25 protein-coding genes and 1 pseudogene are annotated in these 24,755 nt (G+C 61.8%); 13 read left to right on the top strand and 13 right to left on the bottom strand.

The annotated features are described in order from the left end of the window. Positions 1-76: 76 nt before the first annotated feature. Positions 77-568, top strand: coding sequence for a MarR family winged helix-turn-helix transcriptional regulator (locus HJB82_RS05150; protein ID WP_221115988.1), 492 nt, complete (start codon positions 77-79; stop codon positions 566-568). Further along, entirely contained in the window at positions 565-1,245 is a 681-nt protein-coding gene (locus HJB82_RS05145; RefSeq protein WP_221115987.1) for a GNAT family N-acetyltransferase, read from the top strand. The genes HJB82_RS05150 and HJB82_RS05145 overlap by 4 nt, the downstream gene beginning before the upstream one ends. 106 nt (positions 1,246-1,351) lie before the next feature. Here HJB82_RS05145 and HJB82_RS05140 read toward each other — a convergent pair whose 3' ends face one another. Next, positions 1,352-4,195 carry a pitrilysin family protein gene (locus HJB82_RS05140; protein ID WP_221139654.1) on the bottom strand — a complete coding sequence of 948 codons (2,844 nt, stop codon included), beginning with the start codon at positions 4,193-4,195 and terminating at the stop codon, positions 1,352-1,354. Positions 4,196-4,386: 191 nt separating this feature from the next. Here HJB82_RS05140 and HJB82_RS05135 point away from each other — a divergent pair, with 191 nt between their 5' ends. After that, positions 4,387-5,367 carry a substrate-binding domain-containing protein gene (locus tag HJB82_RS05135; RefSeq protein WP_221115986.1) on the top strand — a complete coding sequence of 327 codons (981 nt, stop codon included), beginning with the start codon at positions 4,387-4,389 and terminating at the stop codon, positions 5,365-5,367. 69 nt (positions 5,368-5,436) lie between these two features. Here HJB82_RS05135 and HJB82_RS05130 read toward each other — a convergent pair whose 3' ends face one another. From HJB82_RS05130 to HJB82_RS05105, 6 genes are all read right to left on the bottom strand, one after another. After that, positions 5,437-6,702, bottom strand: coding sequence for an ABC transporter substrate-binding protein (locus HJB82_RS05130; protein ID WP_221139653.1), 1,266 nt, complete (start codon positions 6,700-6,702; stop codon positions 5,437-5,439). A 27-nt stretch (positions 6,703-6,729) separates the two neighbouring features. After that, positions 6,730-7,566, bottom strand: a complete 837-nt coding sequence (locus HJB82_RS05125) for a carbohydrate ABC transporter permease (RefSeq protein WP_221115984.1) — start codon at positions 7,564-7,566, stop codon at positions 6,730-6,732. Then, a complete protein-coding gene (locus tag HJB82_RS05120) occupies positions 7,563-8,486 on the bottom strand; it encodes a carbohydrate ABC transporter permease (protein ID WP_221115983.1) in 924 nt (307 codons plus the stop codon). Before HJB82_RS05120 ends, HJB82_RS05125 begins: the two co-directional genes overlap by 4 nt. After that, the gene (locus HJB82_RS05115; RefSeq protein WP_221139652.1) at positions 8,479-9,684 is read right to left on the bottom strand and encodes an ABC transporter ATP-binding protein; all 1,206 of its coding nucleotides are present in this window, start codon (positions 9,682-9,684) and stop codon (positions 8,479-8,481) included. The genes HJB82_RS05120 and HJB82_RS05115 overlap by 8 nt, the downstream gene beginning before the upstream one ends. Beyond that, complete coding sequence (locus HJB82_RS05110; protein WP_221115981.1) at positions 9,681-10,511, bottom strand: metallophosphoesterase; 831 nt, start codon at positions 10,509-10,511, stop codon at positions 9,681-9,683. The genes HJB82_RS05115 and HJB82_RS05110 overlap by 4 nt, the downstream gene beginning before the upstream one ends. 196 nt (positions 10,512-10,707) lie before the next feature. After that, the gene (locus tag HJB82_RS05105; protein ID WP_221115980.1) at positions 10,708-11,103 is read right to left on the bottom strand and encodes a hypothetical protein; all 396 of its coding nucleotides are present in this window, start codon (positions 11,101-11,103) and stop codon (positions 10,708-10,710) included. 155 nt (positions 11,104-11,258) lie between these two features. Here HJB82_RS05105 and HJB82_RS05100 point away from each other — a divergent pair, with 155 nt between their 5' ends. Next, positions 11,259-11,561, top strand: coding sequence for a hypothetical protein (locus HJB82_RS05100; protein ID WP_207584312.1), 303 nt, complete (start codon positions 11,259-11,261; stop codon positions 11,559-11,561). 138 nt (positions 11,562-11,699) lie between these two features. Beyond that, positions 11,700-11,888, top strand: a complete 189-nt coding sequence (locus tag HJB82_RS05095; protein WP_221139651.1) for a hypothetical protein — start codon at positions 11,700-11,702, stop codon at positions 11,886-11,888. A 50-nt stretch (positions 11,889-11,938) separates the two neighbouring features. On the opposite strand, the gene HJB82_RS05090 is transcribed toward HJB82_RS05095, so the two are convergent. Further along, a complete protein-coding gene (locus HJB82_RS05090; protein ID WP_221139650.1) occupies positions 11,939-14,311 on the bottom strand; it encodes an alpha-amylase family glycosyl hydrolase in 2,373 nt (790 codons plus the stop codon). Positions 14,312-14,570: 259 nt separating this feature from the next. Here HJB82_RS05090 and HJB82_RS05085 point away from each other — a divergent pair, with 259 nt between their 5' ends. From HJB82_RS05085 to HJB82_RS05060, 6 genes are all read left to right on the top strand, one after another. Beyond that, the gene (locus HJB82_RS05085) at positions 14,571-16,697 is read left to right on the top strand and encodes a calcium-binding protein (RefSeq protein ID WP_221115977.1); all 2,127 of its coding nucleotides are present in this window, start codon (positions 14,571-14,573) and stop codon (positions 16,695-16,697) included. 125 nt (positions 16,698-16,822) lie between these two features. Continuing rightward, positions 16,823-17,122 carry a hypothetical protein gene (locus HJB82_RS05080; protein ID WP_221139649.1) on the top strand — a complete coding sequence of 100 codons (300 nt, stop codon included), beginning with the start codon at positions 16,823-16,825 and terminating at the stop codon, positions 17,120-17,122. A gap of 46 nt (positions 17,123-17,168) precedes the next feature. After that, on the top strand, positions 17,169-17,675 hold the full coding sequence (locus tag HJB82_RS05075) for a helix-turn-helix domain-containing protein (protein ID WP_207580480.1): 507 nt from the start codon (positions 17,169-17,171) through the stop codon (positions 17,673-17,675). 13 nt (positions 17,676-17,688) lie between these two features. Then, positions 17,689-18,954 (top strand): beta-ketoacyl-ACP synthase II, encoded by a 1,266-nt coding sequence (gene fabF, locus HJB82_RS05070; protein ID WP_221139648.1) that lies wholly within the window; start codon positions 17,689-17,691, stop codon positions 18,952-18,954. A gap of 79 nt (positions 18,955-19,033) precedes the next feature. Beyond that, complete coding sequence (locus tag HJB82_RS05065) at positions 19,034-19,462, top strand: DUF4864 domain-containing protein (RefSeq protein WP_207580478.1); 429 nt, start codon at positions 19,034-19,036, stop codon at positions 19,460-19,462. 194 nt (positions 19,463-19,656) lie between these two features. Further along, positions 19,657-20,040 (top strand): hypothetical protein, encoded by a 384-nt coding sequence (locus tag HJB82_RS05060; protein ID WP_207580477.1) that lies wholly within the window; start codon positions 19,657-19,659, stop codon positions 20,038-20,040. A 31-nt stretch (positions 20,041-20,071) separates the two neighbouring features. On the opposite strand, the gene tgt is transcribed toward HJB82_RS05060, so the two are convergent. The 5 genes from tgt to coaD form a co-directional block, all read right to left on the bottom strand. Then, on the bottom strand, positions 20,072-21,202 hold the full coding sequence (gene tgt, locus HJB82_RS05055; protein ID WP_207580476.1) for a tRNA guanosine(34) transglycosylase Tgt: 1,131 nt from the start codon (positions 21,200-21,202) through the stop codon (positions 20,072-20,074). Then, entirely contained in the window at positions 21,199-22,302 is a 1,104-nt protein-coding gene (gene queA, locus HJB82_RS05050; RefSeq protein ID WP_207580475.1) for a tRNA preQ1(34) S-adenosylmethionine ribosyltransferase-isomerase QueA, read from the bottom strand. The genes tgt and queA overlap by 4 nt, the downstream gene beginning before the upstream one ends. Positions 22,303-22,373: 71 nt before the next feature. Then, positions 22,374-22,883 (bottom strand): peptidylprolyl isomerase, encoded by a 510-nt coding sequence (locus HJB82_RS05045; RefSeq protein ID WP_007628975.1) that lies wholly within the window; start codon positions 22,881-22,883, stop codon positions 22,374-22,376. 28 nt (positions 22,884-22,911) lie between these two features. After that, on the bottom strand, positions 22,912-23,484 hold the full coding sequence (locus tag HJB82_RS05040) for a peptidylprolyl isomerase (RefSeq protein WP_207580474.1): 573 nt from the start codon (positions 23,482-23,484) through the stop codon (positions 22,912-22,914). A 74-nt stretch (positions 23,485-23,558) separates the two neighbouring features. Further along, entirely contained in the window at positions 23,559-24,053 is a 495-nt protein-coding gene (gene coaD, locus HJB82_RS05035; protein WP_207584232.1) for a pantetheine-phosphate adenylyltransferase, read from the bottom strand. Positions 24,054-24,143: 90 nt separating this feature from the next. Between coaD and HJB82_RS05030 the strand changes: the two are divergent. Continuing rightward, positions 24,144-24,432: pseudogene (locus HJB82_RS05030) on the top strand (hypothetical protein). A gap of 130 nt (positions 24,433-24,562) precedes the next feature. Next, complete coding sequence (locus HJB82_RS05025; RefSeq protein WP_003586478.1) at positions 24,563-24,718, top strand: hypothetical protein; 156 nt, start codon at positions 24,563-24,565, stop codon at positions 24,716-24,718. The last annotated feature ends 37 nt before the right edge of the window (positions 24,719-24,755 follow it).

The following is a 24,755-nucleotide window of genomic DNA, read 5'->3' as shown; positions in this document are numbered from 1 at the left end:
TCACATGCCCCCAAATTTCCGATTTGATCAATTATATAACCTGTTATATAACCTGTACTGTAAATGGAGAGGCGGCATGGTCGAGGATGTGGTCCGAACGCTCGGCTTTCTGTGCATGGGCAGCCGGTTGCGGCGTATTGGAGAGAGGCTGCAGGCCGATACGCAGCAGGTCATCGACGAGGCCGGTCTCGGCATCCAGGCGGGTCAGTATCCCTTTCTTGCGGCAATCGACAGGGCCGGACCGCTGACGATCGGCGAGCTTGCCCAGGCAGTAGGAATTACCCAGCCCGGTGCAACGCGTACCATCGGCCAGCTTCTCGAACTCGACTTTGTCGATATGCAGCCGGCCGCGGACGATCAGCGCCGCCGACTGGTCTCGCTGACCGCCAGGGGACAGGACCTCGTCGATCATTCGAAGACGGTCATCTGGCCGCGCATCGCGGCCGCCGTTGCGGATCTTTGCGGCGATCTCGAAGGGCCTATTCTCCAACAGCTCGCAGCCATCGAGGACGGGCTTGCGGCGGTGCCGCTTGCGCGCCGCAAGCCCGGCAAGGAGGAAGAAGCATGACCCATATCCTCGACCGGCCGATCTGGACCGCGCTTAAGACGGCGCATGCCGGCCTTGCGGAGGGGAACGAAAACGCGCGGCGATACCCACCATCGATCGTCTCCTTCGCCGCCTCCGCTGACGATAGGCCCGAAAGCCTCGACGCCCTCGAGAACCTGCCTTCGCAGGAGGAGAGCATGATCCTCGTCGAAGCCGGGCCGATCGCCATTCCAGCGGGCCTTGCCATCGCCACGGAGGCACCGTTGGTCCAGATGATTGCCGAGCAGCCGAATGCGAAAATTTCGGATTCCCGCATCGAGATGCTGACGGAGGCCGACGCCGCCGACATGCTGGCTTTGGCGACACTGACCAAACCCGGGCCATTCACTCTGCGCGCCCAGTGCGTGGGGAGCTTCTGGGGCATCAGAAGCGACGGGCAGCTGGTGGCGATGGCTGGGCAGCGGATGCGGCAGACCGGTTTCATCGAGCTCAGCGGGCTCTGCACCCATCCCGATTTCCAGGGGCGCGGTCTCGGCACCCTGCTCTTCCGCTTCGTTGCCGGCGAAATCGCATCCAACGGCGATACCGCCTATCTGCATACCTATGCGGCAAACACATCCGCCATTTCCCTCTATCTCGCGCTCGGCTTTACGCTTCGCGCGGAGATGAATATGCGCGTGGTCAAACGCCGCTCATGAGCGAGTGCACGACGCACCTCTTTTCCGCACGGCTGCGCGGGACGATGTCTCGCGCCGGGATCCGGTCCCATCCGAGACGAGATGCGCCGGCGGGGCTTCGAAGCGCCTATCGGACCGCAGCCGGCAGCACTTCGAATTTCCAGAATTTTTCCGGGCTGAAATAGGTCTTGGCAAATTCGCGGATATCGCCGGCGGTGACCTTGTCGTAGCCGCTGAGATTGTCGCGTATCCGATCTAAACGACGCGCATCCGTCTGAGCGCCGCGCAGATATTCGATCCAATATTCGTTGCTCTGCCGCTGATGCTTCAGTGTCTCGATAATGGGTTCCCGTGCACGCGCGAACTCGTCCGGAGAGACATCATGCGCCCGCAGGTCGTTGGCGATCTCGTCGACAAGAGCATAGAAGCGCGCAATCTTTGCCGGGGCCGTCTCGACATAGAAAAATGCGTAGCCATAGCCGGGGACTTCCCTTGACAGATTAGCGTCGCCCTCCACGGCGTAGCTTGCGCCTTCTGTAATACGAAACCGGTCGATCAGCCTGTTTTGGAAAATCTGGGTGGCAATATTGGCGGTGAAGGACCGCGGCAGATCGGAGAGCAAATCGCCGATCGGAGCCCCTACGGCGGCGGCGGCGTTGTCTGCCCTGCCGCTATGGGTCAGCAAAACGGGTTTCTCGTTCGCCGCCGGAAACCGCACGTCGCCCCGAGCATTGCTCGGCCCCGCCTCCGGGCGCGGCGGCAAAGCTCCGAAGGTTTCAGCTGTCAGCCGGATTGCGTCGACCACCGTAACGTCGCCGACGATGGTGATATCGATCGGGCCGCTGGAAACCATAGGCCGGAACACCGCCTCGAAATCGCCTGGCTTGGCGGCGGACAACTCAGCGCGATCGGGGAAGGTCCAGCGCGGATCGCCGGAATGCACGAGACCTGCGAAATCACGGCTGACGACGCCGCCGGGGGTCGCCTGATACTGATCGAGGCCGCTCAAATAGGCCTGCTGCACACGCTTGAACGCCTCGGGGCGGTACGCGGGATCAGAGGTATATGCCGTCATCAGCTGCAATTGCGTCACAAGATCTTCAGTCCGTGTACGACCGTCGAACTGGAAGGAGCTGTCGCCGACCGAGAAGTCGATGCCGACGATGTTGGCCGTCAGCGCTTTCTGTACATCCTGGTAATCCATGGCCCTCACGCCGGACAGCGCGACGGCCGGGGATGCCCAGATCGGGGCGGGACGGTCGTGCGGTAGATCCAGTCGGCCGCGGCCGATATCTTCGCGCACCAGCACTTCGTTGGCGCGCAGCTTGGTCGGCTTGACGGTAAGCCGTACGCCATTGGAAAAGCGCACCATGGTCAAGCCGAGATCATCGACGGCGCGGCGTTCGACCACAGCCCCGGGTTCGCCGAAATGGGTGTAGGGCCAGGCGACGTCAGCGACACTGGCTGGCGCCGAGACGGCAATAGCCTTTGAAGCGTCATAGGCTTGGCGTACCGCATCGGCGCCGGCCTGCGGTGATTGGGCTGTCTGCAGCACGACCTGCGGACCGTTGCCTGTGAAAGCAAGTTGCAGGGCCTGATTGACCTCGGCCGCCGTGACGCCGTTCGTCATCGTTTCGAACAGCGAGAGATCCTGGGCAGGCGACGTGAAGACCTGATTATCATCGACGCTGCTGGCCAGTGTGGAAGCAATGTCGGTGGTCGTGCGCGTCTCGGCTCCGGCCACGGCAGCCTGGAGGGCCGAGCGATATTCGAGGATTTCGCGATCGATCTCAGCCTGCGCAACGCCGAACTCTTCGATGCGACGCTGTTCCTGGTCAATGGCCGTGAGGGCTGCCTGCCATTTGTCCGGCTCGGAATTTGCCGAGATCAGCACGACATGCGCGGAATCGAGGAGATCCTGGGAGCCGACGCCCGCGCTGATGAAAGGGGCATCCGCCTTGCTGGCGATGGTGCTCACCCGACGTTTGAGCACCATCAGGCCGAGATCTTCGACAAGCTCGGTGCGGCGCTTGGCGAAGGTGTCCGCCGTGGCGTCGTAAGGACGCGTCCAGGCGATCTGTACGCTAGTCATGCCGCCGGGAACGACGAGGACGCCGGTGCTTTCGCCTTTCGTCTCCAGTGTGCCGAGATCCGGTTTAGCAGGCGTCGGACCCACGCCCTTCCAGTCGCCGAAGCGCTGCCGGATTTCGATTTCCATGGCGGCGGGGTCGATATCGCCCACCACCATCAGCGTTGCCCGATCCGGCCGGTAGTTGGCCCGGTAATAATCGCGAACGAGGTCCACCGGCGCATTGCTGATAATGTCGGCTTTGCCGATCGGCGCGCGCATGGTCGCGCGCTGGCCAGCGAGCAACGAATTCATGATTCCGAGCCCGGCGCGATACTGCGGCGTATCGCGCAGCCGTTCCTCCGACAGGATGACGCCGCGCTCGCGATCAAAGGCGCCGGCATCGAGGGTCAGCTCGCTTGCCGTCTCTCGCATCAGCATCAGGCCCGTTGAAACCGTGTCGGCATCGACCTCGGGAAGATCGAGCGCATAGACAGTCTCATCATAAGAGGTATGGGCGTTGGTGTCCGGTCCAAAGGCCAAGCCCTTGCGCTGCAGGATACGGATGATCTCCCCTTCGGCGACATGCGTCGAACCCTTGAAAGCCATGTGCTCCAGAACATGCGCAAGGCCCTGCTGGTTGTCGTTTTCCTCAAGCGAGCCGGCGCCAATGCGAAAGCGGATTGCGGCCTGTCCGGGCGGTGTGGCATTGCGCATGATCGCAAACCGCATACCGTTGGCGAGCGTGCCGAAATGGACGTCGGAATCGGCCTGGAGATCGCTTTGCGTCTGTGGCCAGGACGCGGACAGGGTGTCCGCATAGGCCGGCGAGGCGAAGTTTGCGACAAGGGAGACGGTCGCGAGAAACCGCCAGGCGGCGGCGCATTCCATTTTGTGAGACATTCTTGTCCAGGAGATAAGCATTAAGAGATGGGAAGCGTTGATCTGACTATTCCACAGGTTGCATTTCGCTTCAACTTCCATGTGTGTGATTGGATAAGAAGTGAAAACTCGAATTAGCCGCCTGTGTCAGACCAATGTCATCGAAGTCTCCTAAGGGATTGCGCCTTATCTGTCACCAGGAGGCGTTTTCGATGGCGACATTGGAGCAGGTCGCGTTCAGGGCGGGATGCTCGCTGGCGACGGCAAGCCGGGTACTCAACCGCAACGGACCGGCCAGCGACCTGATGGTGCGCAAGGTGCGCCGCGCCGCGGCGGAACTCGGCTACCGCCCGGCCGGCCTGTCCGTCGGGCGGATTGGGCGCAGGCCGGTGGTCGGCGTGCTGATTCCGAGCATCACCAATCCGGTCTTTGCCTCGTCGCTGTCGAGCATCCAGAACCGCATGCTGGTTGCCGGCCACGGCGTGTTGATCGCCCAGTCGAATTACGACCCGGCGCGCGAGGCCGATGCCGTCGCAGCACTGCTGAACGACCGGCCGACCGGGCTGATCCTCACCGTCTGCGATCCGTCGACCAGCGAGGCGCTGCTTGCCAGGCTGCCGCCGACCGTGCTGCTCAACAACCTGCCGACGGCGCAGTTTCCGGCGGCCGTCACCGCCGACAATCGCGGCGCGGGCCGCGAGATCGCGACCTTCCTGATCGGCATGGGCCATCGCCGCATTCTGTTTCTCTCCGGCAATTTCGCCGCCTCCGACCGCGCGCGCCTTCGCTACCAGGGTTATCTCGACGCCATGGCCGAGAATGGGCTGACACCGCGCGATGCCATGCAGATCCCCTTCGTCGGCGGCTATGACCAGCTCGATCTCGGTGTCGCGATGGCCTCGCCTTCTCCGACGGCGATCATCGCCTCCAACGACCTTCTGGCGCTCGGCGTCATCGGCGCGCTGAAGCGTGAGGGGCTCTCGGTGCCCGGGGATGTTTCGGTCGCCGGCTTCGACGGCATCGCCATCGGCCGGCTGATCGATCCGCCGCTGACGACGATTGAAATGCCGGATGCCAGCATGGGAGCAACGGCCGCCTCGCTGCTTCTCGACATGGCGGAGAATGCCGCCCCTGCCCGCCATCTCGATATCGCCTATACCCTTCGCCGCGGCGGCACGGTGCGCGCCATCTGAAGCGTGCGAAACACGAAGGCCGCCAAGCGCTCGGCGTGGCGGCCTGCTTTATTGCTTCTAAGGAACCAATCAGCTGCGCGGCAGCATGCCTTCGACATCGGCGGCTGCGTCGTCAAGCGCTGCCTTCGGCTCGGCCGACTGGTCGACGATGCGCGAGAGGTTGTCGACGATCGTCTGCGTGACCTTGACGCCGTTCGAACCGGGGAAGGCATACCAGGGGATCATCACCGGCATCTGGCTGAGGCCTGCCTGGAACAGCGGGTTCTGCTTGTAGAAGTCGCCGAGGTATTCGGGCGACTTGGCGGCAAGCTCGTTGTTCGGAACGTAACCGGTGCCGGGCACGACGACGGAGGCGCCATAAGGGCCGGCGGCGAATTTGGCGAATTTCCAGGCGGCATCCTGCTTGGCAGCATCATGCGTCAAGATGACAACGGCGTTGCCGCCCGTCGGCAGATGGCCGTTCACCGGGTCGATCAGCGGAATCTTGGCCGTGCGCAGATCGAACTTGCTGCCGACATTCTTGATCGTGTTGCGCAGAGCGCCGGTCGTTTGGAATTCGAAACCGACCTTGCCGGCTGCGAAAGCCTGCTCGCCGGCGGGTTTGGTGAAAACGGGCATGCCGCCTTCGGTGACCAGGCGATGCAGGACCTCGACGGCCTTCTGACCTTCGGCACCGTTGAAGGCAACCTTGCCTTCGTCGTCGCTCAGCATCCTGCCGCCGGCGCCGAAGAGCAGCGCCGAAAACATCCAGTCGTCACCCTGCCAGCGGAAATCGATGCCGTCGACGCCATTGCCGAGCGCCTTGATCTTGCCGCCAAGGGCGATGACCTCATCCCAGGTCTTCGGCGGATTTTCGGGATCGCCGCCAGCCGTCTTCACGAGATCGGCGTTGTAATACATGATCGGATTGGAGGTCGCGAAAGCAAGGCCCACTTGCTTGCCCTTGACCTGGGCGAGCTTGAGGATCGTGTCGGAAAAGCCCTGTTCGGCCATGTTGCCGTCCTTCCGGACGAGCGGGCCGAGGTCGACGGCGACGTCGCGTTCGTCGAGCATGCGCAGGCGGTTCAGGCCGATGAAGGTAATGTCGGGCATTTCGCTGGTGCCGACCTGGCGAAGGATCGTCTGGATGCCTTCTTCATAGGTTGCCGAGGGGCTGGCGAACTGGATCTTGATATCGGGGTTCTCAGCCATGAACTTCTTCGAGATCGTGTCCATCACGTCCTTGAAGAAACCCGGCATCGGGTAATGGACCGTCAGCGTCGTCTCGGCCTGCGCGGGAAGCGCGATTGCCATCGAGACGGCCGCTGCGGCGAGCAGCTGGGTGATATGTTTCATCGCTCGTTCTCCTTACGTTGAAACCGGTCAGCCTTTGAGACCGGTCATGGTGATGCCCTCGACGAACCGCTTCTGCGCGAGCAGGAAGGCGACAACGAGGGGAAGGGTAATGATGAGGGTCGCCGCCATCAGCGCGCCGTAGTCGTCGCCGGCCTCGGCGGCGCGGAAATACATCAGGCCGAGCGGCGGCGTGGCATAGTCCTGCTTGCTGATGACGATCAGCGGCCAGTAAAGGTCGTTCCAATGGGCGACGACCGAGAAGATGGCAAAGGCGGTGACCGCCGGCCAGGCATTCGGCACGATGACGCGGGCGACGATGCCGACCTCCGACATGCCGTCGAGACGGGCGGCATGGATGAGATCGTCCGGCATGGCGCGAAAGAACTGCAGGAACATGAAGATCGCGAAGACCGAAATGGTGAAGGGCGCGACCAGAGCGGCATAGCTGTTGAGCAGCGAGGCACGGTCGAAGGCGACATAGAGCGGCAGCGCGGTCGCATGGATCGGCACGAGAAGGCCGAGCATGACCAGCACCATCATGGCGCGGGCGGCGCCGAAGCGAAGTTTGGCCATGGCGTAGGCGCAGGGGATCGCCACCAGCACCTGAAAGAAGAAGATCAGCCCGCAGACGACGACGCCGTTCCACAGGAGCCGCCCCATCGGCACCCGGCTCAAAGCCTTGGCGAAATTCTCGACATAGGCGAGATGCGCCGGGATCAGCGACAGCGATGAGGTGAAGATATCGCTCTGCGTCTTGCCGGCCGCGGAGATCATGAAGATGTAAGGCGACAGGAAGATGATCGCCCCTAGGGAAAGCAGGCTCAGGCGGATGATCCTGCCTAGGGAAAAAGCGCTGGTCATCATGTGTAATGTACCCGGCGATCGAGAAGGCGGTACTGCAGGAACATCAGCACCACCAGGATCAGCAGAAACACCACCGTCATCGCCGAGGCATAACCGACGCGCAGATAGACGAAGCCCTCCTGGTAGATCGTGAAGAGCAGCACTTCAGACGTCTTGTTCGGACCGCCCTCGGTCAGCGTCTTCACCGTCTCGAAGACCTTGACCGCATTGGTGATGCTGATGGTGATGACGAAGAGCGTCGTCGGACCGAGCATCGGCCAGGTGACCAGCAGGAAGCGGTCGAGCGAAGATTTGGCGCCGTCCACTTCGGCGGCCGCGTAAAGCTCGCGCGGGATCGCCGTCAGCCCGGCCAGGAACAGCACCATGTTGAAGCCAGCCGATTGCCAGACGCCGATGATCGAGAGGCTGTAAAGTACCGTGCCGGAGCTGCCCAGCCAGTTCGGGCCGGGAAGCCCGACAAGCGCCAGCAGCGCGTTCAGTGGGCCGATCGTCGGATGGAACATATATTGCCAGACGGTCGCCATGGCGACGATCAGCGAGGCGACGGGCAGGAAATAGGCAGTGCGGAAAAAGCTGCGGGCCGCGGTTTCGCTCTCGATCAGCATGGCGATGCCGAGACCGAGAAAGATCGAGGCCGGTGCGACAATCGCCGTATAGACCGTCGTATTCCATAGCGATTTGCGAAACGTCCGGTCGGTGATCAGATGGGCATAATTCTCGAAGCCGACGAAACGGAACTTGCCGTAGCCGAGTTCGAAATCGGTAAAGCCGAGCATGATGACTGAAGCAACCGGCAAAAGCACGAAGAGAAAAAGCAGGATCATTGCCGGCAGCACCAGCATCCAGGCGATGCGGGCCTCGCTACGCCGATGCGCAACAGCAGAATCGTGCGGAGCGGCCATGGAAACAACGCTAGCCATGCGCCCTCTCCCGCGGGGCATCGCCCATCGCGAGCCCGGCATCGGCGTTGCCGAGCCCGGCATCACCTGTTGCAACGCTGCCGGCCAGCCGGCTGCCGTCCTCGGCAAAGATCAGCGTGCGGCCCGGCGACAATCGAAGCCCCACCGCATCGCTTGCCGTAAGGCCCGAGGCTTCGGATGGTTGAACCTTGGCAACGACAGTCTCGCCGACCGCATCAAGCCGGCAATGGAGTATGACCTCGGAGCCCAGGAACTCGACGCGTTCGACATGGGCGGCAAGGCCGTCATGCCGGTTCTTGGACAGAAAGACGAATTCGGGACGAATGGCGAGCGTGACCGGCACCTTCCTGTCTGGTGCATTTTCAAGTGTCAGGCGCAAGCCGCCGAAAGCAATGGTGCCGCCTTCGGCCGCAGCCGGAAGCAGATTGATGCGCGGCTGGCCGATGAAGCGGGCGACCTCGATATGGGCGGGATCGTCGTAGATGACCTCAGGGCTGGCGATCTGCAGCAATTTGCCGCCCATCATCACGGCGACGCGGTCTGCCATCGACAGCGCTTCTGCCTGGTCATGGGTGACATAGAGGGTCGGCACGCCGGCGCGCCGATGCAGGTCGACGATCTCGCCGCGGGCATGGACGCGCAGGTTGGCGTCGAGGTTGGACAGCGGCTCGTCCATCAGGAAGATGCTTGGCTGGCGCACCATGGCGCGAGCGAGCGCCACGCGCTGACGCTGGCCGCCCGACATCTGGCCGGGCTTGCGATCGAGCAGATGGTCGATCTTCAGCGATGTCGCCATCTCCCTGACGTCGCGGGCGATCGCCGCGCGGGTAGCGCGCTGACCTGGAATCAGCGATCCCACGAAAGGCAGCCGCTCTACTCTCGACAACCGGCGCATTGCCAGCGGCACCGCAATGTTTTGCGAGGCCGTCAGGTGCGGATAGAGCGCGTAGGACTGAAAGACCATGGCGATGTTGCGGTCGGCGGCCGCCACACCGGACATGTCCCGTCCGCGGATCAGGATCTCACCGCGGTCGGCATGGTCCAGGCCGGCAAGAATGCGCAAGAGCGTGCTCTTGCCGCAGCCGGAGGGGCCGACCAGCGCGATGAATTCGCCGGCCTCGACGTCGAGGCTGACGCCATCGAGGATCTGGTTGTCGCCGAAAGCCTTGGTGATGCCGCGAATCGAGAGCGCGCTCATTCGACGGGTTCCCGCTCTCTGACCGCCTGCGGATAGACCTCGTGCACGACCTCGTCGAGTACATGAGCGATCATGCCGGGAACGGCGACGATAGTGCTTTCGACATCGGCATCGAATTCGTGGACGACGGCGCCGATCAGACGCTCGCCCGGCATCTCCCGCTCCATCTTGCCGATGATGAAGGCGGCCGACGGACCCCAGGTCAGTTGGGTATTGTCGAAGCGGCCCTGCCAGGCCCAGTGAAGGTGGCCGCTGGCAAACAGGGCCACGTCATGGGCTGAGATCATATCGTAGAGCCGCCGGCGCTGAGCGGGGTGAACGCTCCAATATCCGGTATCGCCTTCGTCAGGCGCATCGACGAACAGCGGCTTGTGGGCGAAAAGCGCCACACGCCGCCCCGCGCTGTCGGAAAGCGCCTGGTCGAGCCATTCGAACTGGGCTTCCTCCTCGTCATCCTCATGACCGAGAAGCAGCGAATTCAATCCGATGAAACGCCAGCCGGCCGCATCCTCCAGCCAGCGGTCGGGACCGGCAAGGCTGCGCCAGCGCGACAGCCGCTCGGCATCGACCGGCTGGTCGGATCCCTTGAGGTGGCCGACATCGTGATTGCCGGGGACGATCAGCATCGGGATCGACACCTGGCGCATCAGATCCATCGAGAAGGTGATGTCCTCGTCCTTGTCGGCACCGTCGACCGTGAGATCGCCGGTATGAACGATCAAGTCGGCGCCGGTCGCTTCGATCCAGGTCAGAAGCGGCGCCCAGTTGCCGTTGAAATGCGGCTTATTGGGACTGAAATGGGTGTCGGTGATCTGAATGATTTTCATGGCCGCGTCTCCGAGACCTGGGAAGCGCGTGATGCGTGCTTCCTTCTCGTGCCCTCTCTAGAAGGCTCGCATGTCAATCAGACACCGCCGGTTTTCAGCTGTTTCTCAGTTTTGACATCCATCTGTCATGCAAGAAGAAGGCTGCCCGGTGGAGCGGGCAGCCTTCGCCTGCATTTGGAATGAGAAACGCATGAGTTCAGTGCCGTCGCGCGTTGGCGGGAATGGACGACACCGTGGCCGAAACAGGGTCGCTTGCCGGAAAGCTATCCTCAAGACCTTCATTGAGTTCTTCCTCCAGCACCTTACTGTCATGGGTCGAACGTGCGCTCGGCTGGCCGATCAGGCCCTTGCTGCCTTCGTCGAAATTGCCATTGCTCAAGGCATCGTAACGGTTGATGCTGCCGTCCGCCTCCCCGGCCGCAAAGCTGGTCAGCTGGACCATCATCACCTTGGCGTGGTCGACGGCTGTGGAGTGGTCGAGCTCGCCATGAGAGTTGTCGATCTTGACGGAGATCGATTCTCCTCCTTCGCCCAAGAATTCGACGGTGAAGACGTCACCGGCCTGTGTCACTCGCGTATCGATCAACTGCATGGAAACCTCCTGTGTTCATCGATATCAACGGCAATCACGGTCGGTGAGTTCCACGCCACTTCGAGACAAGGCAGCGACCGATCCTCGCACAGCATTCCGCGCTGGAACAAAGAATGGCGGATGCGCGTTCATTGACGTCCAAAAGGTCCGCGTCCATGTCGAAGTCAACACTGTCGCCGCAAGAAAAACATTCGTTCTCCAACATTCCCGCAGACCAGAAGCTCGCCTTGATATCGCGATATTCGCAGGCGTTGCGCAAGCTCGCCAGATCGGCCGAAGCGGTCGGACGGGGTGATATGCTGCCGATGCTGTTTCAGGTGGCCGATGGGCTGGACAAAATGGCACCCGAGATTGCCGAGACCGAGGCGGGGCTCGAGGTGATGGCGCGCACGGCGCGGCTGATCCGGACGGGCGAGGACATGCTGCTGCCGAGGTCCTCGTCATCAGTCGCCCATTGAACGTCATCCAGCGAGAACGACCCGACTAAAGGCAGCACCGACCCCGGCCCTTATGGTTAATTTATTAATAATTCAGAGTTTATAAAGGGAACGAAGCGGCCTTTCCGAGTGTTGGTGGTGCGCCGTAGAGGAACCTCGATGATCCTGAAAATCCTTGCCCCCAAAATCGACACCGATTGCCATGACACCGGCACTTATGCCGATGGCATCTTTGCTGAAAACCGGATCGATCTGCCCGCTCGTCGCGACGGCCGCCGCCGGTCGCAGCATGAGCGCGACTACGGTGCCGGCAGAAACCTGGAAAACCTGCCGGTCGGGTTTGCCTGAGGGCAGCCCCCCATTACCTGCTGCCTTGGAAAAGCGTGACGCGCGACGCGTCACAGCCTGCGAAAGACCAGGACGCCCGACGCAGGCAGCACGGCGTCGAGCGCTCCGGCCGCGGCTCTGATCTTTCCACCGCCGTTGCCGACATTCCAGCCGCCATATGTCTGAGCATCGGTATTGAAGATTTCCTCCCAAAGGTCATCTCCCAGACGCTCGCTACGCAGCCGGTAGCCGTGCTCGAAGGTAGCATCGTTCAGCGACCCCACCACCAGGAAATCCTCGCCGTCGTTCCATCGATGAAACGCGATCACCCGATGCGCGTCATGCACGTAGGGAACGGCGATGTTGCGAGAACGAATGGCTGCCTCTCGGATGCTGAGGGTGATGAGATCGCGATAACAGCTGATCATCCCTGCCCCGTTGCCCGCAGCCTCGCCGAGGATATTCTCCCGGTTCTTCAGGAAATCATTGTAGCGGTAGGGCTTCTGGGCGCCGATTTCCTCGCCCATGAAAAACATCGGCGTGCCTGCCGATAGCAGCGTCATCGCTGCCGCGAACCTGGATCTCGCCTCCGCCCAAGCCCTGGTCTCGCCGACGATCGGTGCGAAATTGACCGCGATGACTGCGGTTCTTGCCGACCCCTCGCGATTGCCGCAATCGTCGTGCGACTGGTTGTAGACCACCTTGGATCGCGCGCTCGCCTGCAATGCGCCGGCAAGAGACGACATGGTCAGCGCCCGCTTATCGCCAAAACCGGCATTCTTCAAAAGCTGCGCCTGAGCGCCGCCGTGATATTCGACGAGGTTGTGATGAAAATCGCCGTACCAGGTCGCGTCGAAGCCGAGCCCGTCGCCGGTCAGGCTCGGCTCCGTCATCGCCGACCAGTCCGAATAATCCTCGGCCGACAGGAAAACCTCGGGCTTGATCAGCCGCATCGTGCGGCTCCACTGCTTCAGGAATTTGGCGCCGAAGGCTGCCGCCCGATCGGCGCGCCGGCCATCGGCATGCAGCACCGGATATTGATGGATCGAACTGGTCTGATCGAGCCGGAAACCATCGATATGGCAGACGGAGACGAGAAATGCCGCGCTGGAGATGAAAAGCTGGCGCACGGCCTCCTCATCGAAGGCAGGCGCCCATCCCGTCGAGATGTTGTCGATATAGCCGCCCGTCGGATCGGCGTAATCGCCGGGGCGTCCCTCGTACCAATAGTAGATATTGCGGGTGGGGTCGTTGGAATCATAGGCCCATTGCGCCCGCTCGCCATCCGGATCGAAGTGGTTGTAACAAACGTCCAGAATGACGGCGATGCCCTGCTGGTGGCAGGCCTTGACGAATAACTTCAGCCGGTCGGTGCCGCCGGCCCCCTGATCGGCGGCAAAGAAATGCGACGTGCCGTAACCCCAGTTGGCCCGCGTCTCGAATTCGGCGATCGGCAGCAGTTCCACGGCGTTGACGCCGAGCGCGGAAAGATGCGCGACGAAGGCGATCGCATCATCCAGCGTTCCCGGCACTGGCTTGCCGAAACCGAGCGCGCCGACATGCAATTCATAGATCACCAGATCCTCGAGCCGCTCAGGAAGTTTGCGGCCGGCCACGAATTCGTCAGCCCAGAACGTCTCGGCGGCAAGCTCCTGCCCGGACGGCAGCGTCACCCGCTTCGGGTCGCAGACGACCGAGCAGCTCTGCGGTCCGTCCAAACCAGCCGGCGATCCGTGATAGGCCGCGCCATCCGGATCGAAATCTCCCGCACCGATCTGCATCAGCGACCAGATGTCGGTCCGGTAGGCGAGCGATCCATCATCCTTGGTGACGCGATACATATACGGCGTGCCGACCATGCCGTCGAAATCGGTAAGGCGGCCATCGTCGCCGGTTTCAACCGACCAGATCCCCTCACCGGTCCTTCGCATGCCGATGGTCCCGAGCGCTCCGGTGCCGTCGTCGGCGACGTAGCCGATGGCGGGATCAGCGAGGACGAGCGAGACCTCCCGAGCGTTCGGCGCCCAGACCGAGAAGCGAATGCCGGCGACACCGTCACGCCTCTCAACCCGGTTCGCCCCCAGACGGCCGATCCATGTCAGGTGATAGGTCTGCGGCGCCATCTCCTGGTGGAGATCGAAGGAACGTTCGCGACCCGACGAGGCCTCGTCGTCCAATTCGGCGGTGATTGCCCATAGATCCGGCATGCCCGGCCGATCGAGCTCGATGCCCCATCGAAAATTCGTGCCGATCTCGGCATCGGGAAAGGAAATCCCGGCGACAAAGACATCATATCCATCCTCGTCACGCGAGCCCTGCATAGGAACCGATGTCCAATCATTCGCGGGGCGGCCATGCTCGTCCCAACTGCCGCGGAGACGGACATTGTCAAACGCCATCGACGGCAGGCCGCTGCGAAACCGGAATTGCACATTGACGGTCATCGGATCCTCCAGAGGTATCGGATTTCGCCGGACTCCGCTTATGCGGCTGTCTCACTTGAGCAGTGATCGGCAGGCTGAATGCAAAATGCAAGCACCGATTCGGCATTCAAGGCGATCCAGCACGAGCCACATTCAAGACAATATATCATGGTTAACGGGCAATACTGCACGGCCCCTCCTCGTGTATTAAATCGAATCGGCAGCAGAAATGGGGATATATTCCCATCGCCGATTCCCTCTAAAACTGGGAGAAAAACTTATGGCTCAAGCCGTTAGAATAAACGATATTATTCAATCCTTTGGAATTGATACGCATATCGACTACACCGACGGAAAATATTCCAATGTCGGAGAAGTTGTCAAAGCTTTAGACTATCTTGGCCTTGATGCGGTCCGCGATCACGCCCCCAACTCCGCTTCCGATCCTAACGGTCAAACCCATCTCGGCGATGCTGCCGAAGCCGGCGTGCAGTTCGTCTTCAGCGCCCAGCGGGAAGTGGACCCCACCACGCTCGCCCAGCGGCTGCATACTTTCGTGCAGGCCCATCCGGGGTCGGTCGTCGGCATCGAGGGGCCGAACGAAGTCAATAACTGGCCGGTCAGCTATCACGGTCTTAGCGGCCAGGCAGCCGCGGTCGCCTATCAAAAGGACCTGTCTGCCGCCGTCAACGCCGATCCCTTGCTGAAAAACATCCCGGTTCTCGGCTTTACCGGATATACGGTCGCATCCGCCTCCGACTACACGACGATCCATACCTATGCGAAGGATGGCGACCAGCCATTCTCGTGGCTTTCCCGCGAAGCCGGCGTTCAGCGCGCTGCCGATCCGGGCAAGCCGCTGGCAATCACCGAGACCGGTTACCACACCTCCCTCACCGCCGACACCAATGGCGGCTGGGAAGGCGTCAGTGAAGCGACGCAGGCAAAGCTGGTGCTCAACACGCTGATGGACGGCGCAGCACTCGGATCGAAGCAGACATTCATCTACGAGCTGCTGGACGCCTATTCCGATCCGCAGGGCGCCAACCAGGAGAAGCATTTCGGGCTTTTTCATCTCGACTATTCAGCCAAGCCGGCGGCAACGGCGATCCACAATCTCACTGAAATACTGGCGGACGACGGCGCGGCAAAGGCGAGCTTCAGCGCAGGGGCCCTCAATTATTCGATCGACGGCATGCCGTCTTCGGCCCACAGCTTGCTCACCGAAAAATCGGACGGCAGCTACCAGATCATTATCTGGAACGAGCCCGACATCTGGAACCAGTCCACCGACACGGCCATTCAGGCCGCGACGACGGGCGTCAAGGTCAATCTCGGGGCCTCGTTCGGCTCCGTGAAGGTTTTCGACCCGGTGAGCGGGACGACGGCGATCAAAAGCCTCAGCAATGTGTCGTCGCTGACAGTGGATGTCGTCGACCATCCGGTTATCATCGACATCGGCGGCGGCAGCGCCAGCACGCCGCCAACGGCCGCCAGCCATATCTATGGCGGCAGGGGCAACGACATATTCACCGTGAGCAGCCCCACTCAAATCGTCGACGAAAGCCGAGGCGGCGGAACCGATACGGTCATGTCGTCGATCAGCTTCAGCCTCAAGGATACGACGCATACGATCGGCAACGTCGAGAACCTGACGCTGACCGGCACCGCCAATCTGAACGGCACCGGCAATGGCCTGGCAAACGCTCTCGTCGGCAATTCCGGCAACAATATCCTTGATGGCAGCACTGGCGCCGACCATATGTCGGGCCATGCCGGCAACGATACTTATGTGGTCGACAATGCGGGCGATTTTGTCGATGAAACAGGGGCATCCGGCAAGGACACCGTCAAGGCTTCGACCTCCTTTAGCCTGGCCGATGTGAAGCACGCGGCCGGTACGATCGAGAATCTCGCCTTGACCGGAACGGCCAATCTCAGCGCGACAGGCAACAACACCGCCAACGTTCTCACCGGCAACGACGGCAGCAACACGATCAATGGCGGCAAAGGCGCCGACCAGCTTACCGGCGGGCTCGGTAACGACAAGCTGATCGGCAAAGCCGGCGCAGACACGCTGACCGGCGGCGGTGGAGGCGATAGCTTCGTCTTCGATGTGAAGCCCGATAATGTCAGCGTTGACAAGATTACGGATTTCTCCTCCGCGGCGGGCGACAAGCTGCTGCTCGACCATTCGATTTTCGCCGCGCTCAGCCTATCTCGATTTTCGGATGAGAATTTCGTGCAGGGAACGAGAGCGCTCGAGGCGGATGACAAGCTGATCTACGATCAGGCCAGCGGCAGACTCTTCTATGACGCGGATGGAAGTGCGGCGGGTGCGGCAGTCCATGTTGCGGATCTCGACAATTCTGCGGCGCTTCACTTCAAAGATTTCGGGCTTGTCTGATGCGGCCGGCCAGTCGTCTTCTGACGGCGTGCGAGCGCACATGCGCGTTTCCGGGCACCCCTTGCCGGCGTGATATTCCCGGCCACATTCCTCCGTTGACGCAACTCGCAGCACCGGAGAAGCCTTTGCCCTGGATCGCCTATATCGCCCATTTCATCGCCGCGGCATTTCTGACAAACGGCATCCCGCATTTCGTCAACGGCGTCAGCGGCCGGCGTTTCCGCATTCCGTTCGGACCGCGGGCGCAGTTCAGCTCGCCGACGACGAATGTCGTCTGGGGCTGGGCGAATTTTCTCATTGCCCTCCTGCTGTTTGCCAATATCGGGCCACTCTATATCGGCACGCCGGGCGATACGATCTTCCTCGCGGCCGGCATGCTTGTCACCGGCCTCCTGCTCGCCCGGATTTTCGACGGCGACAGCTGATGTAGTAACTTGCATGATGATAGTTACTACTGTAGTGACGTGATCCATGCAGCGGACGAGCTTCAGCCAATTCAAATGCCCGGCGGCGCGCGCGCTCGACAGCGTCGGCGACTGGTGGAGCATCCTCATCCTGCGCGACGCCTTTCAGGGGCTGTCGCGCTTCGACGATTTCCAGAAGAGCCTCGGTGTGGCGCCGAACATCCTGACGCGGCGGCTGAAACACCTAACGGATCAGGGACTGTTCGAACGGCGGCTCTACCATCAGCGCCCTGCCCGCTACGAATACCGGCTGACGGACAAGGGCCGCGATTTCTTTCCGGTGCTGATGTCCCTATTTTCCTGGGGAAGCCGGCACATCCCAGAGGAAGACCTTGCCTATCTGCTTGGCGATGCCGCCTCCGGCAAAGCGCGCGAGACGCTGCTGGTCGACACACGGACCGGCGAACAAGTGACACCCGAAAACACCAGCCTGCTTGCAGGCCCCGCAGCCGATGACGAGGTGCACAAGCGGATCGCCCGCATGCGCGCCTGGTATCTCGGCATCGACGCATAAAGAGGAAAATATCATGGATCGCATCGTTGTCACCGGCATGGGACTTGTGTCACCACTCGGCACCGGCGTCGAGCTCGCCTGGAAGCGGCTTCTTGACGGCGGTTCGGGGCTGAGGGTGCTTTCGGACGGTGTCGTCGGCGAACTCCCGGCCAAGGTCGGCGGCATCGTTCCCGGCAGCGCCGAGGATGCAGAGAGCGGTTTCGATCCCGACCGTTACATCACCCCTAAGGACCAGAAGAAGATGGACCGCTTCATCCAGTTCACCATCGCGGCGACGGAGGAAGCGGTGAAGCAGGCCGGCTGGATGCCGACCGACGAAGCGAAACGCGAACGCACCGCAACGATCATCGCCTCGGGCGTCGGCGGCTTCCCGGCGATCGCCGAAGCGGTGCGGATCGGCGAGACGCGCGGCGTGCGGCGGCTGTCCCCCTTCACCGTGCCCTCCTTCCTCGTAAACCTCGCTGCCGGCCAAGTCAGCATCCGCTACCGCTTCAAGGGGCCGCTCGGCGCTCCGGTGACGGCATGTGCGGCCAGCGTCCAGGCGATCGGCGATGCTGCGCGGCTGATCCGCTCCGGCGAAGCGGATGTGGCAATCTGCGGCGGTGCCGAGGCCTGTATCGACAAGGTAAGCCTCGGCGGCTTTGCCGCCGCTCGCGCGCTTTCCACCGGTTTCAACGACACCCCGGAGCTGGCGTCGCGGCCCTTCGACACGGCGCGTGACGGTTTCGTCATGGGCGAAGGCGCCGGCATCCTGGTCATCGAAACACTCGAACACGCGCTTGCCCGCGGCGCCACACCGCTCGCCGAACTCGTCGGTTACGGCACGGCGGCGGACGCCTACCACATGACCTCAGGCCCCGAAGACGGCGACGGCGCGCGCCGGGCGATGGAGGCAGCGCTCAAGCAGGCGAAGATCCCGGCTTCGGAGGTCAAGCACCTCAACGCGCATGCGACCTCGACACCGGTCGGTGACCGGGGCGAGATCGCGGCGATCGCCACGGTCTTCGGCCGCAATGGCGACATTGTCGTCAGTGCGACAAAATCGGCCACCGGCCATCTGCTCGGGGCCGCCGGCGGGCTGGAAGCGATCTTCACCATCCTGGCGCTGCGCGACCAAATCGCGCCGCCGACCCGCAACCTTGATGAGGCCGACCCTGATGCCGACGGCATCGATATCGTCGGCAAGACGGCGCGGCCGCTGGCAATGGACTATGCCATCACCAACGGTTTCGGCTTCGGCGGCGTGAATGCCAGCGCCCTCTTCCGGCGCTGGTCATAAAGTCCACTTTTCTTGCGCCAGAAATGGCCTACACTTCTGCTCTATCGGGTCTTTCCCCCGATAGAGCCGGAGATCTCCCATGCGCGCCTTCTTCGCAGTTCTTATTCTGTGTGCCGCGTTCATCCTCCCCGCTGTCTCGGCCCTTGCCGAAGATCCGATCGACACGACGCGAACGATGATCGAGGAACAGATCACAGCTTTCCTAAAGGACGATGCCGAAGCCGCCTATTCCTTCGCCGCTCCCGGCATCAGGGCGATGTATCCCGACAAGAACCTGTTCTTCGCCATGGTGAAAAAGAGCTACGAGCCGGTCTATCATCCCGGCAACTACGCCTTCGGCCGCAGCCGCTCGATCGACAACGGCGCGCTGATCTACCACGAGGTGCTGATTTCAGGCCGCGACGGCAAGGACTGGACGGCGATCTACCAGATGACTCGACAGCCCGACGGCAGCTACAGGATCAACGGCGTGCAGATCATGCCGGATGCCGACAGCAAGGGCATCTAAAGCATGTCGCGCAAAAGCGGGCAGCGGTTTTGCGATAACGACATGCGAGAAAATAAAGAGCTGGAGCGCGACAGCCGCACCTGAAAGATCGCGACGCGGTTTAGCGGATTAAGCATCCCTGCAGATTAAAGTTGTGTCCGGCGCTGCTGGAACGTACGGGCTCATGTGGTTCTGTCCCAGGGGTTGAAAACTCAATGCTCATTTCATTCAAGTGGTTGGTCACCGCCGCGGCGATCGGCTTTGCCGTCATGCCGGGTGTTGCGCAGGCGGAATCCTTTTCAAAGCTTGCACGGCGGGATTACGCCATCGGAAAACTCACCAAGGGGAAGTCCGGCGGCTACGGCTGGGTCGTCTCGAACGGCAGCAAGCGGTTCTTCTGCCGGCTGGATGTCAGCCTGGCTTATGTCAACAAGAAAGAGATGGTGAGCATCCTTGCAAGCGGACGGCTCATCAAGCTGAACCGCGCCGCGTTTGAGGCATCGATCGGTGGCCCTGATCCGTCCATACCGCAATGGAGCGATCTTCAGGCCGGCCGCGTCAAGCCGGCAGATGTCGGGAGCTGCACACCAGCTCCCTGATTAAAGGGCGTCGCATAGAGCGAGAGATAGATCAAACGGGTTGAAGATCGCCTCTTGCCCATTCTTCCTGCGTCTCCGCCATGAAATCGGCGAAGCGGCCTTCGGCGATCGCCTTGCGGATACCCTGCATCAATTCCTGGTAATAGGCGAGATTGTGCCAGGAGAGGAGCATGCCGCCGAGCGCCTCGTTGGCGCGGACGAGATGGTGCAGGTAGGCGCGCGAATAGTCGCGCGAGGCCGGGCAATTCGACTGTTCGTCGAGCGGGCGCATATCCTCGGCATGACGGGCATTGCGGATATTGACCTTGCCGCGGCGGGTAAAGGCCAGGCCATGGCGGCCGGAACGGGTCGGCATGACACAATCGAACATGTCGATGCCGCGAGCGACAGATTTCAGCATATCGTCCGGCGTGCCGACGCCCATGAGGTAACGCGGCTTCTCCAGAGGAAGCACGGGCAGCGTCGTTTCCAGCATCTGCAGCATGACGTCCTGCGGCTCGCCGACGGCAAGGCCGCCGATGGCATAGCCCTTGAGATCGAGCTGGCTCAGCGCCTCAGCCGAACGGATGCGCAGCGCCGGAATATCGCCGCCCTGGACGATGCCGAACATTGCCTTTCCAGGCTGTTCGCCGAAGGCGACCTGGCAGCGCTCGGCCCAGCGCAGCGACATTTCCATGGCGCGCTCGATCTCCTTCGGCTCGGCCGGCAGCGCCACACATTCGTCGAGTTGCATCTGGATATCGGAGCCGAGCAACCCCTGGATTTCAATCGAGCGTTCCGGCGACATATGATGCAGGCTGCCGTCGACATGCGATTTGAAGGTGACGCCCTGCTCATCAAGCTTACGCAGGCCGGACAGCGACATGACCTGGAAGCCGCCGGAATCCGTCAGGATCGGGTGCTCCCAGCGGATCAGCTTGTGCAGGCCGCCGAGGCGGGCGACGCGCTCGGCGCTGGGGCGCAGCATCAGGTGATAGGTATTGCCGAGGATGATGTCGGCGCCGGTTTCGCTCACCTGGTCGAGATACATCGCCTTGACGGTGCCGACGGTTCCCACAGGCATGAAGGCGGGCGTCCGGATCGTGCCGCGCGGCATGGAAATCTCGCCGAGGCGCGCGCCGGCATCGGTCTTGTCAAGTGTGAATTGGAAGTTTTCTGTCATTTGTCTTTCCGGAAAAGAAGGCTCGCGTCGCCGTAAGAGTAGAAGCGGTAGCCCGTCGCAATGGCGTGGTTGTAGGCCGCATGCATGGTCTTAAAGCCGGCAAAGGCCGAGACCAGCATGAACAGCGTCGAGCGCGGCAGGTGAAAATTGGTCATCAGCATGTCGACCGATTTGAAACGGTAGCCGGGCGTGATGAAAATGCCAGTGGCGCCGCTCCAGGCGCGGATCTCGCCGCTCTCTTCCGCAGCACTCTCGATCAGCCGCAGCGAGGTGGTGCCGACGCAGACGATACGCCCGCCTTTTGCCTTGACGGCGTTCAGCCGGGCGGCGGTCTCAGCGCTGACGGTGCCGCTTTCCAGATGCATCCGGTGATCGTCGGTATCGTCGGCCTTGACAGGCAGAAAGGTGCCGGCGCCGACATGCAGCGTAACGAAATGGCGTTCAATGCCAGCTTTGTCGAGCGTCTCGAACAGGCCGGGCGTGAAATGCAGGCCGGCGGTGGGCGCAGCGACGGCGCCCTCCTCGCGGGCATAGATCGTCTGGTAATCCGCGCGGTCGCGCTCGTCCTCGGGCCGCTTGGCGGCGATATAGGGCGGCAACGGAATGTGACCGACGGCGGCAATCGCCTCGTCGAGCGCCGGGCCGGAAAGATCAAATGCGAGCGTCACCTCGCCGGCCTCGCCCTTTTCCTCGACGGTGGCGTCGAGCGAGCCGAGCAAGCAGCTTTCGCCGCTATGGCCGAAGGCGATGCGGTCGCCCTCCTTGATGCGCTTGCCGGGCTTGGCAAAGGCCTTCCAACGGCTCGGGCCGACGCGCATGTGCAGTGTTGCGGACACCTGCTGGCCGCCGGCGCCGTCCCGATGGCGGATGCCCTCGAGCTGGGCCGGAATGACCTTGGTGTCGTTGAAGACCAGCGCATCGCCCGCCCGCAGGAAGGACGGCAGATCGCCGACGCGATGATCAGAAAGCACGCGTTCAGCATCAGGCACGCTTTCCGCGTGGGGATTGACGACGAGCAGGCGCGCGCTGTCGCGCGGTTCGGCGGGCCGCAATGCGATGCGTTCATCGGGCAGATCGAAATCGAAAAGGTCTACGCGCATAACGGTACTTTCAAAGCGAAACCCGCCCCCACGCGGTTAGGCGCAAGAGCGGGTTTCAGCAGAAATCACAATCAGACGTCGGCGGCAACCCGCATCGAGACGATCGAATCCGGATCGGAAACCGGCTCGCCGCGCTTGATCTTGTCGACGTTGTCCATGCCTTCGATGACCTGGCCCCAGACGGAATACTGCTTGTTCAGCCAGGGTGCATCGGTGAAGCAGATGAAGAACTGCGAATTGGCCGAGTTCGGGTTCTGCGAACGGGCCATCGAGCAGGTGCCGCGCGTATGGGTCGTCGCGGAGAATTCAGCCTTCAGATCCGGCTTGGAGGAGCCGCCCATGCCGGCGCGGCCGGGATTGAAGGTTTCCGAACCCTTCTTGCCAAATTCGACGTCGCCCGTCTGGGCCATGAAATCCTGGATGACGCGGTGGAAGACGACGCCGTCATAGGCCTTCTCGCGGGCGAGTTCCTTGATGCGGGCGACATGCTCCGGGGCGACCTGCGGCAAAAGCTGGATGACGATCTTGCCCTTGGTGGTTTCCAGAATGACGGTGTTTTCGGGATCCTTGATCTCGGCCATTGTCTTCTCCTCTTGTTTCTCTGGTAACTTACTTCTTGCCCAGGGTAACCTTGACCATCCGGTCGGGGCTTTTGACTTCGCCGTTCTGGCCTTCGCCGCGCTTGATCTTGTCGACATTCTCCATGCCGGAAACGACCTTGCCGACGACGGTGTACTGGCCGTTGAGGAAGGAGCCTTCGGCGAACATGATGAAGAACTGCGAATTGGCGGAATTCGGATCCTGCGAACGAGCCATGCCGACGGTGCCGCGCACGAACGGGGTCTTGGAGAACTCGGCCGGAATATCAGGCATATCGGAGGAGCCGGTGCCGGCGAGGCTCGCATCGAAACCCTTTTCCATGTTGCCGTATTTGACGTCGCCGGTCTGGGCCATGAAGCCGTCGATGACGCGATGGAAGGCGACGTTGTCGTATTCGCCCTTCTTGGCCAGCGCCTCGATCTGAGCGACATGCTTCGGCGCAACCTCAGGCATCAGCTGGATGACGACAGGGCCGTTCTTCAGCTGGATGGTGAGATAATGATCAGCCGACTGGGCGAACGCATCCCCCGCGAAGGAGGCGAGATACAGCACGCCGGCAAATGCGAGATAAAACAGTTTCATATGGGCTCCGTTGCGGCGGGTTCCGCCTGGTCTTTGCGCTTGCTAGTCTTTGCGTTTGTTGGTTTTGGCGCTTGCTATTCTGGGCGCTTGGATGTGAGGGCTTGCAAGACGGCGGCCGGCACGAAAGCGCTGACATCGCCGCCCATGGCGGCGATCTGGCGGACCAATGTGGCGGTAATGGGCCGCGAGGCCGTGCCCGCCGGCAAAAAGATGGTCTGGATATCGGGCGCCATCGTCCTGTTCATGCCGGCCATCTGCATTTCGTAATCAAGATCGGTGCCGTCGCGAAGACCGCGGATCAGAAGCGTGGCGCCATGGCTGCGGGCGGCATCGACAACCAGATTGTCGAAGGCGACGACGTCGATGTCGCCGGTCTTGCCGGGCAGCGCTTGCGCCAGGGAACGGCGGATCAGTTCGGCTCTCTCCTCGAAGGAAAAGAGCGGCGCCTTGCCGGGATGGATGCCGATCGCGACGATCACCTTTTCGGCGACGTTCAGCGCCTGGACCAGAACATCCACATGCCCATTGGTGATCGGGTCGAAGGACCCCGGATAAAAAGCTGTCGTCATCTGGCCCGACCGTTGGTTTGACGCCTTTTGTCACGGATGCCGCCTTGCCGCAAGTGATTTGGCCAATCGTCCCGGACGGTTGAACGGCGGATGAATGGCCCGTTCAAGGCGGTTTCAGACGGGATCTGCTTAACTCAAATCATCAAGACAGCCGATGCCATTCCGGCATCCGGCGCCCCCTCGAAAGACCAAGTCCATGCTGATCGTGCTCGTTGCACTTGCCGTCGTTTCCTCCCTCGCCGCCGAGCTGGCCTATGGCTATTTCGCCGATCGCTACGAGGTGAGCTGGGTGCGGCCGGCGCTTGCCGAGCATGCGGCGATCGTGCGCGCTCAAGGCCGGCTGCGCGAAAAACGACGTTCGAATCTGAACGCCAGATGAACGAGACATTCAAGGAGGCTTCAGATCGGCGTTGGTAAACACCCGTCAACATCCGGCGGAACCATTTTAAAACGGATGCGTTCATTCAACCGACACATAGATGCGATTATCGCGGCAGGAAGGACTAAAGATGCCCGGCAAGATTACGATGATTAACGTGCTCTGGATGGTAATGGTCACGGGCATGCTGACTGCAACTGTCGCTCTCTATGATCAGAAGATTGATACGTCCAAGGTTTATGGTCCCTATGCTTCGGCCCGGACGGCCGTACTGGGCCAGTACTGAGGGGCGGGAACGCAACTCCCCAGGAAAGGAATGCCTA

The sequence above is a fragment of the Rhizobium sp. NZLR10 genome, from assembly GCF_019685125.1.
GTDB lineage: Bacteria > Pseudomonadota > Alphaproteobacteria > Rhizobiales > Rhizobiaceae > Rhizobium.
The sequence above is the reverse complement of the archived record's forward strand: the minus strand, read 5'-3'. Positions and strand labels throughout refer to the sequence as shown.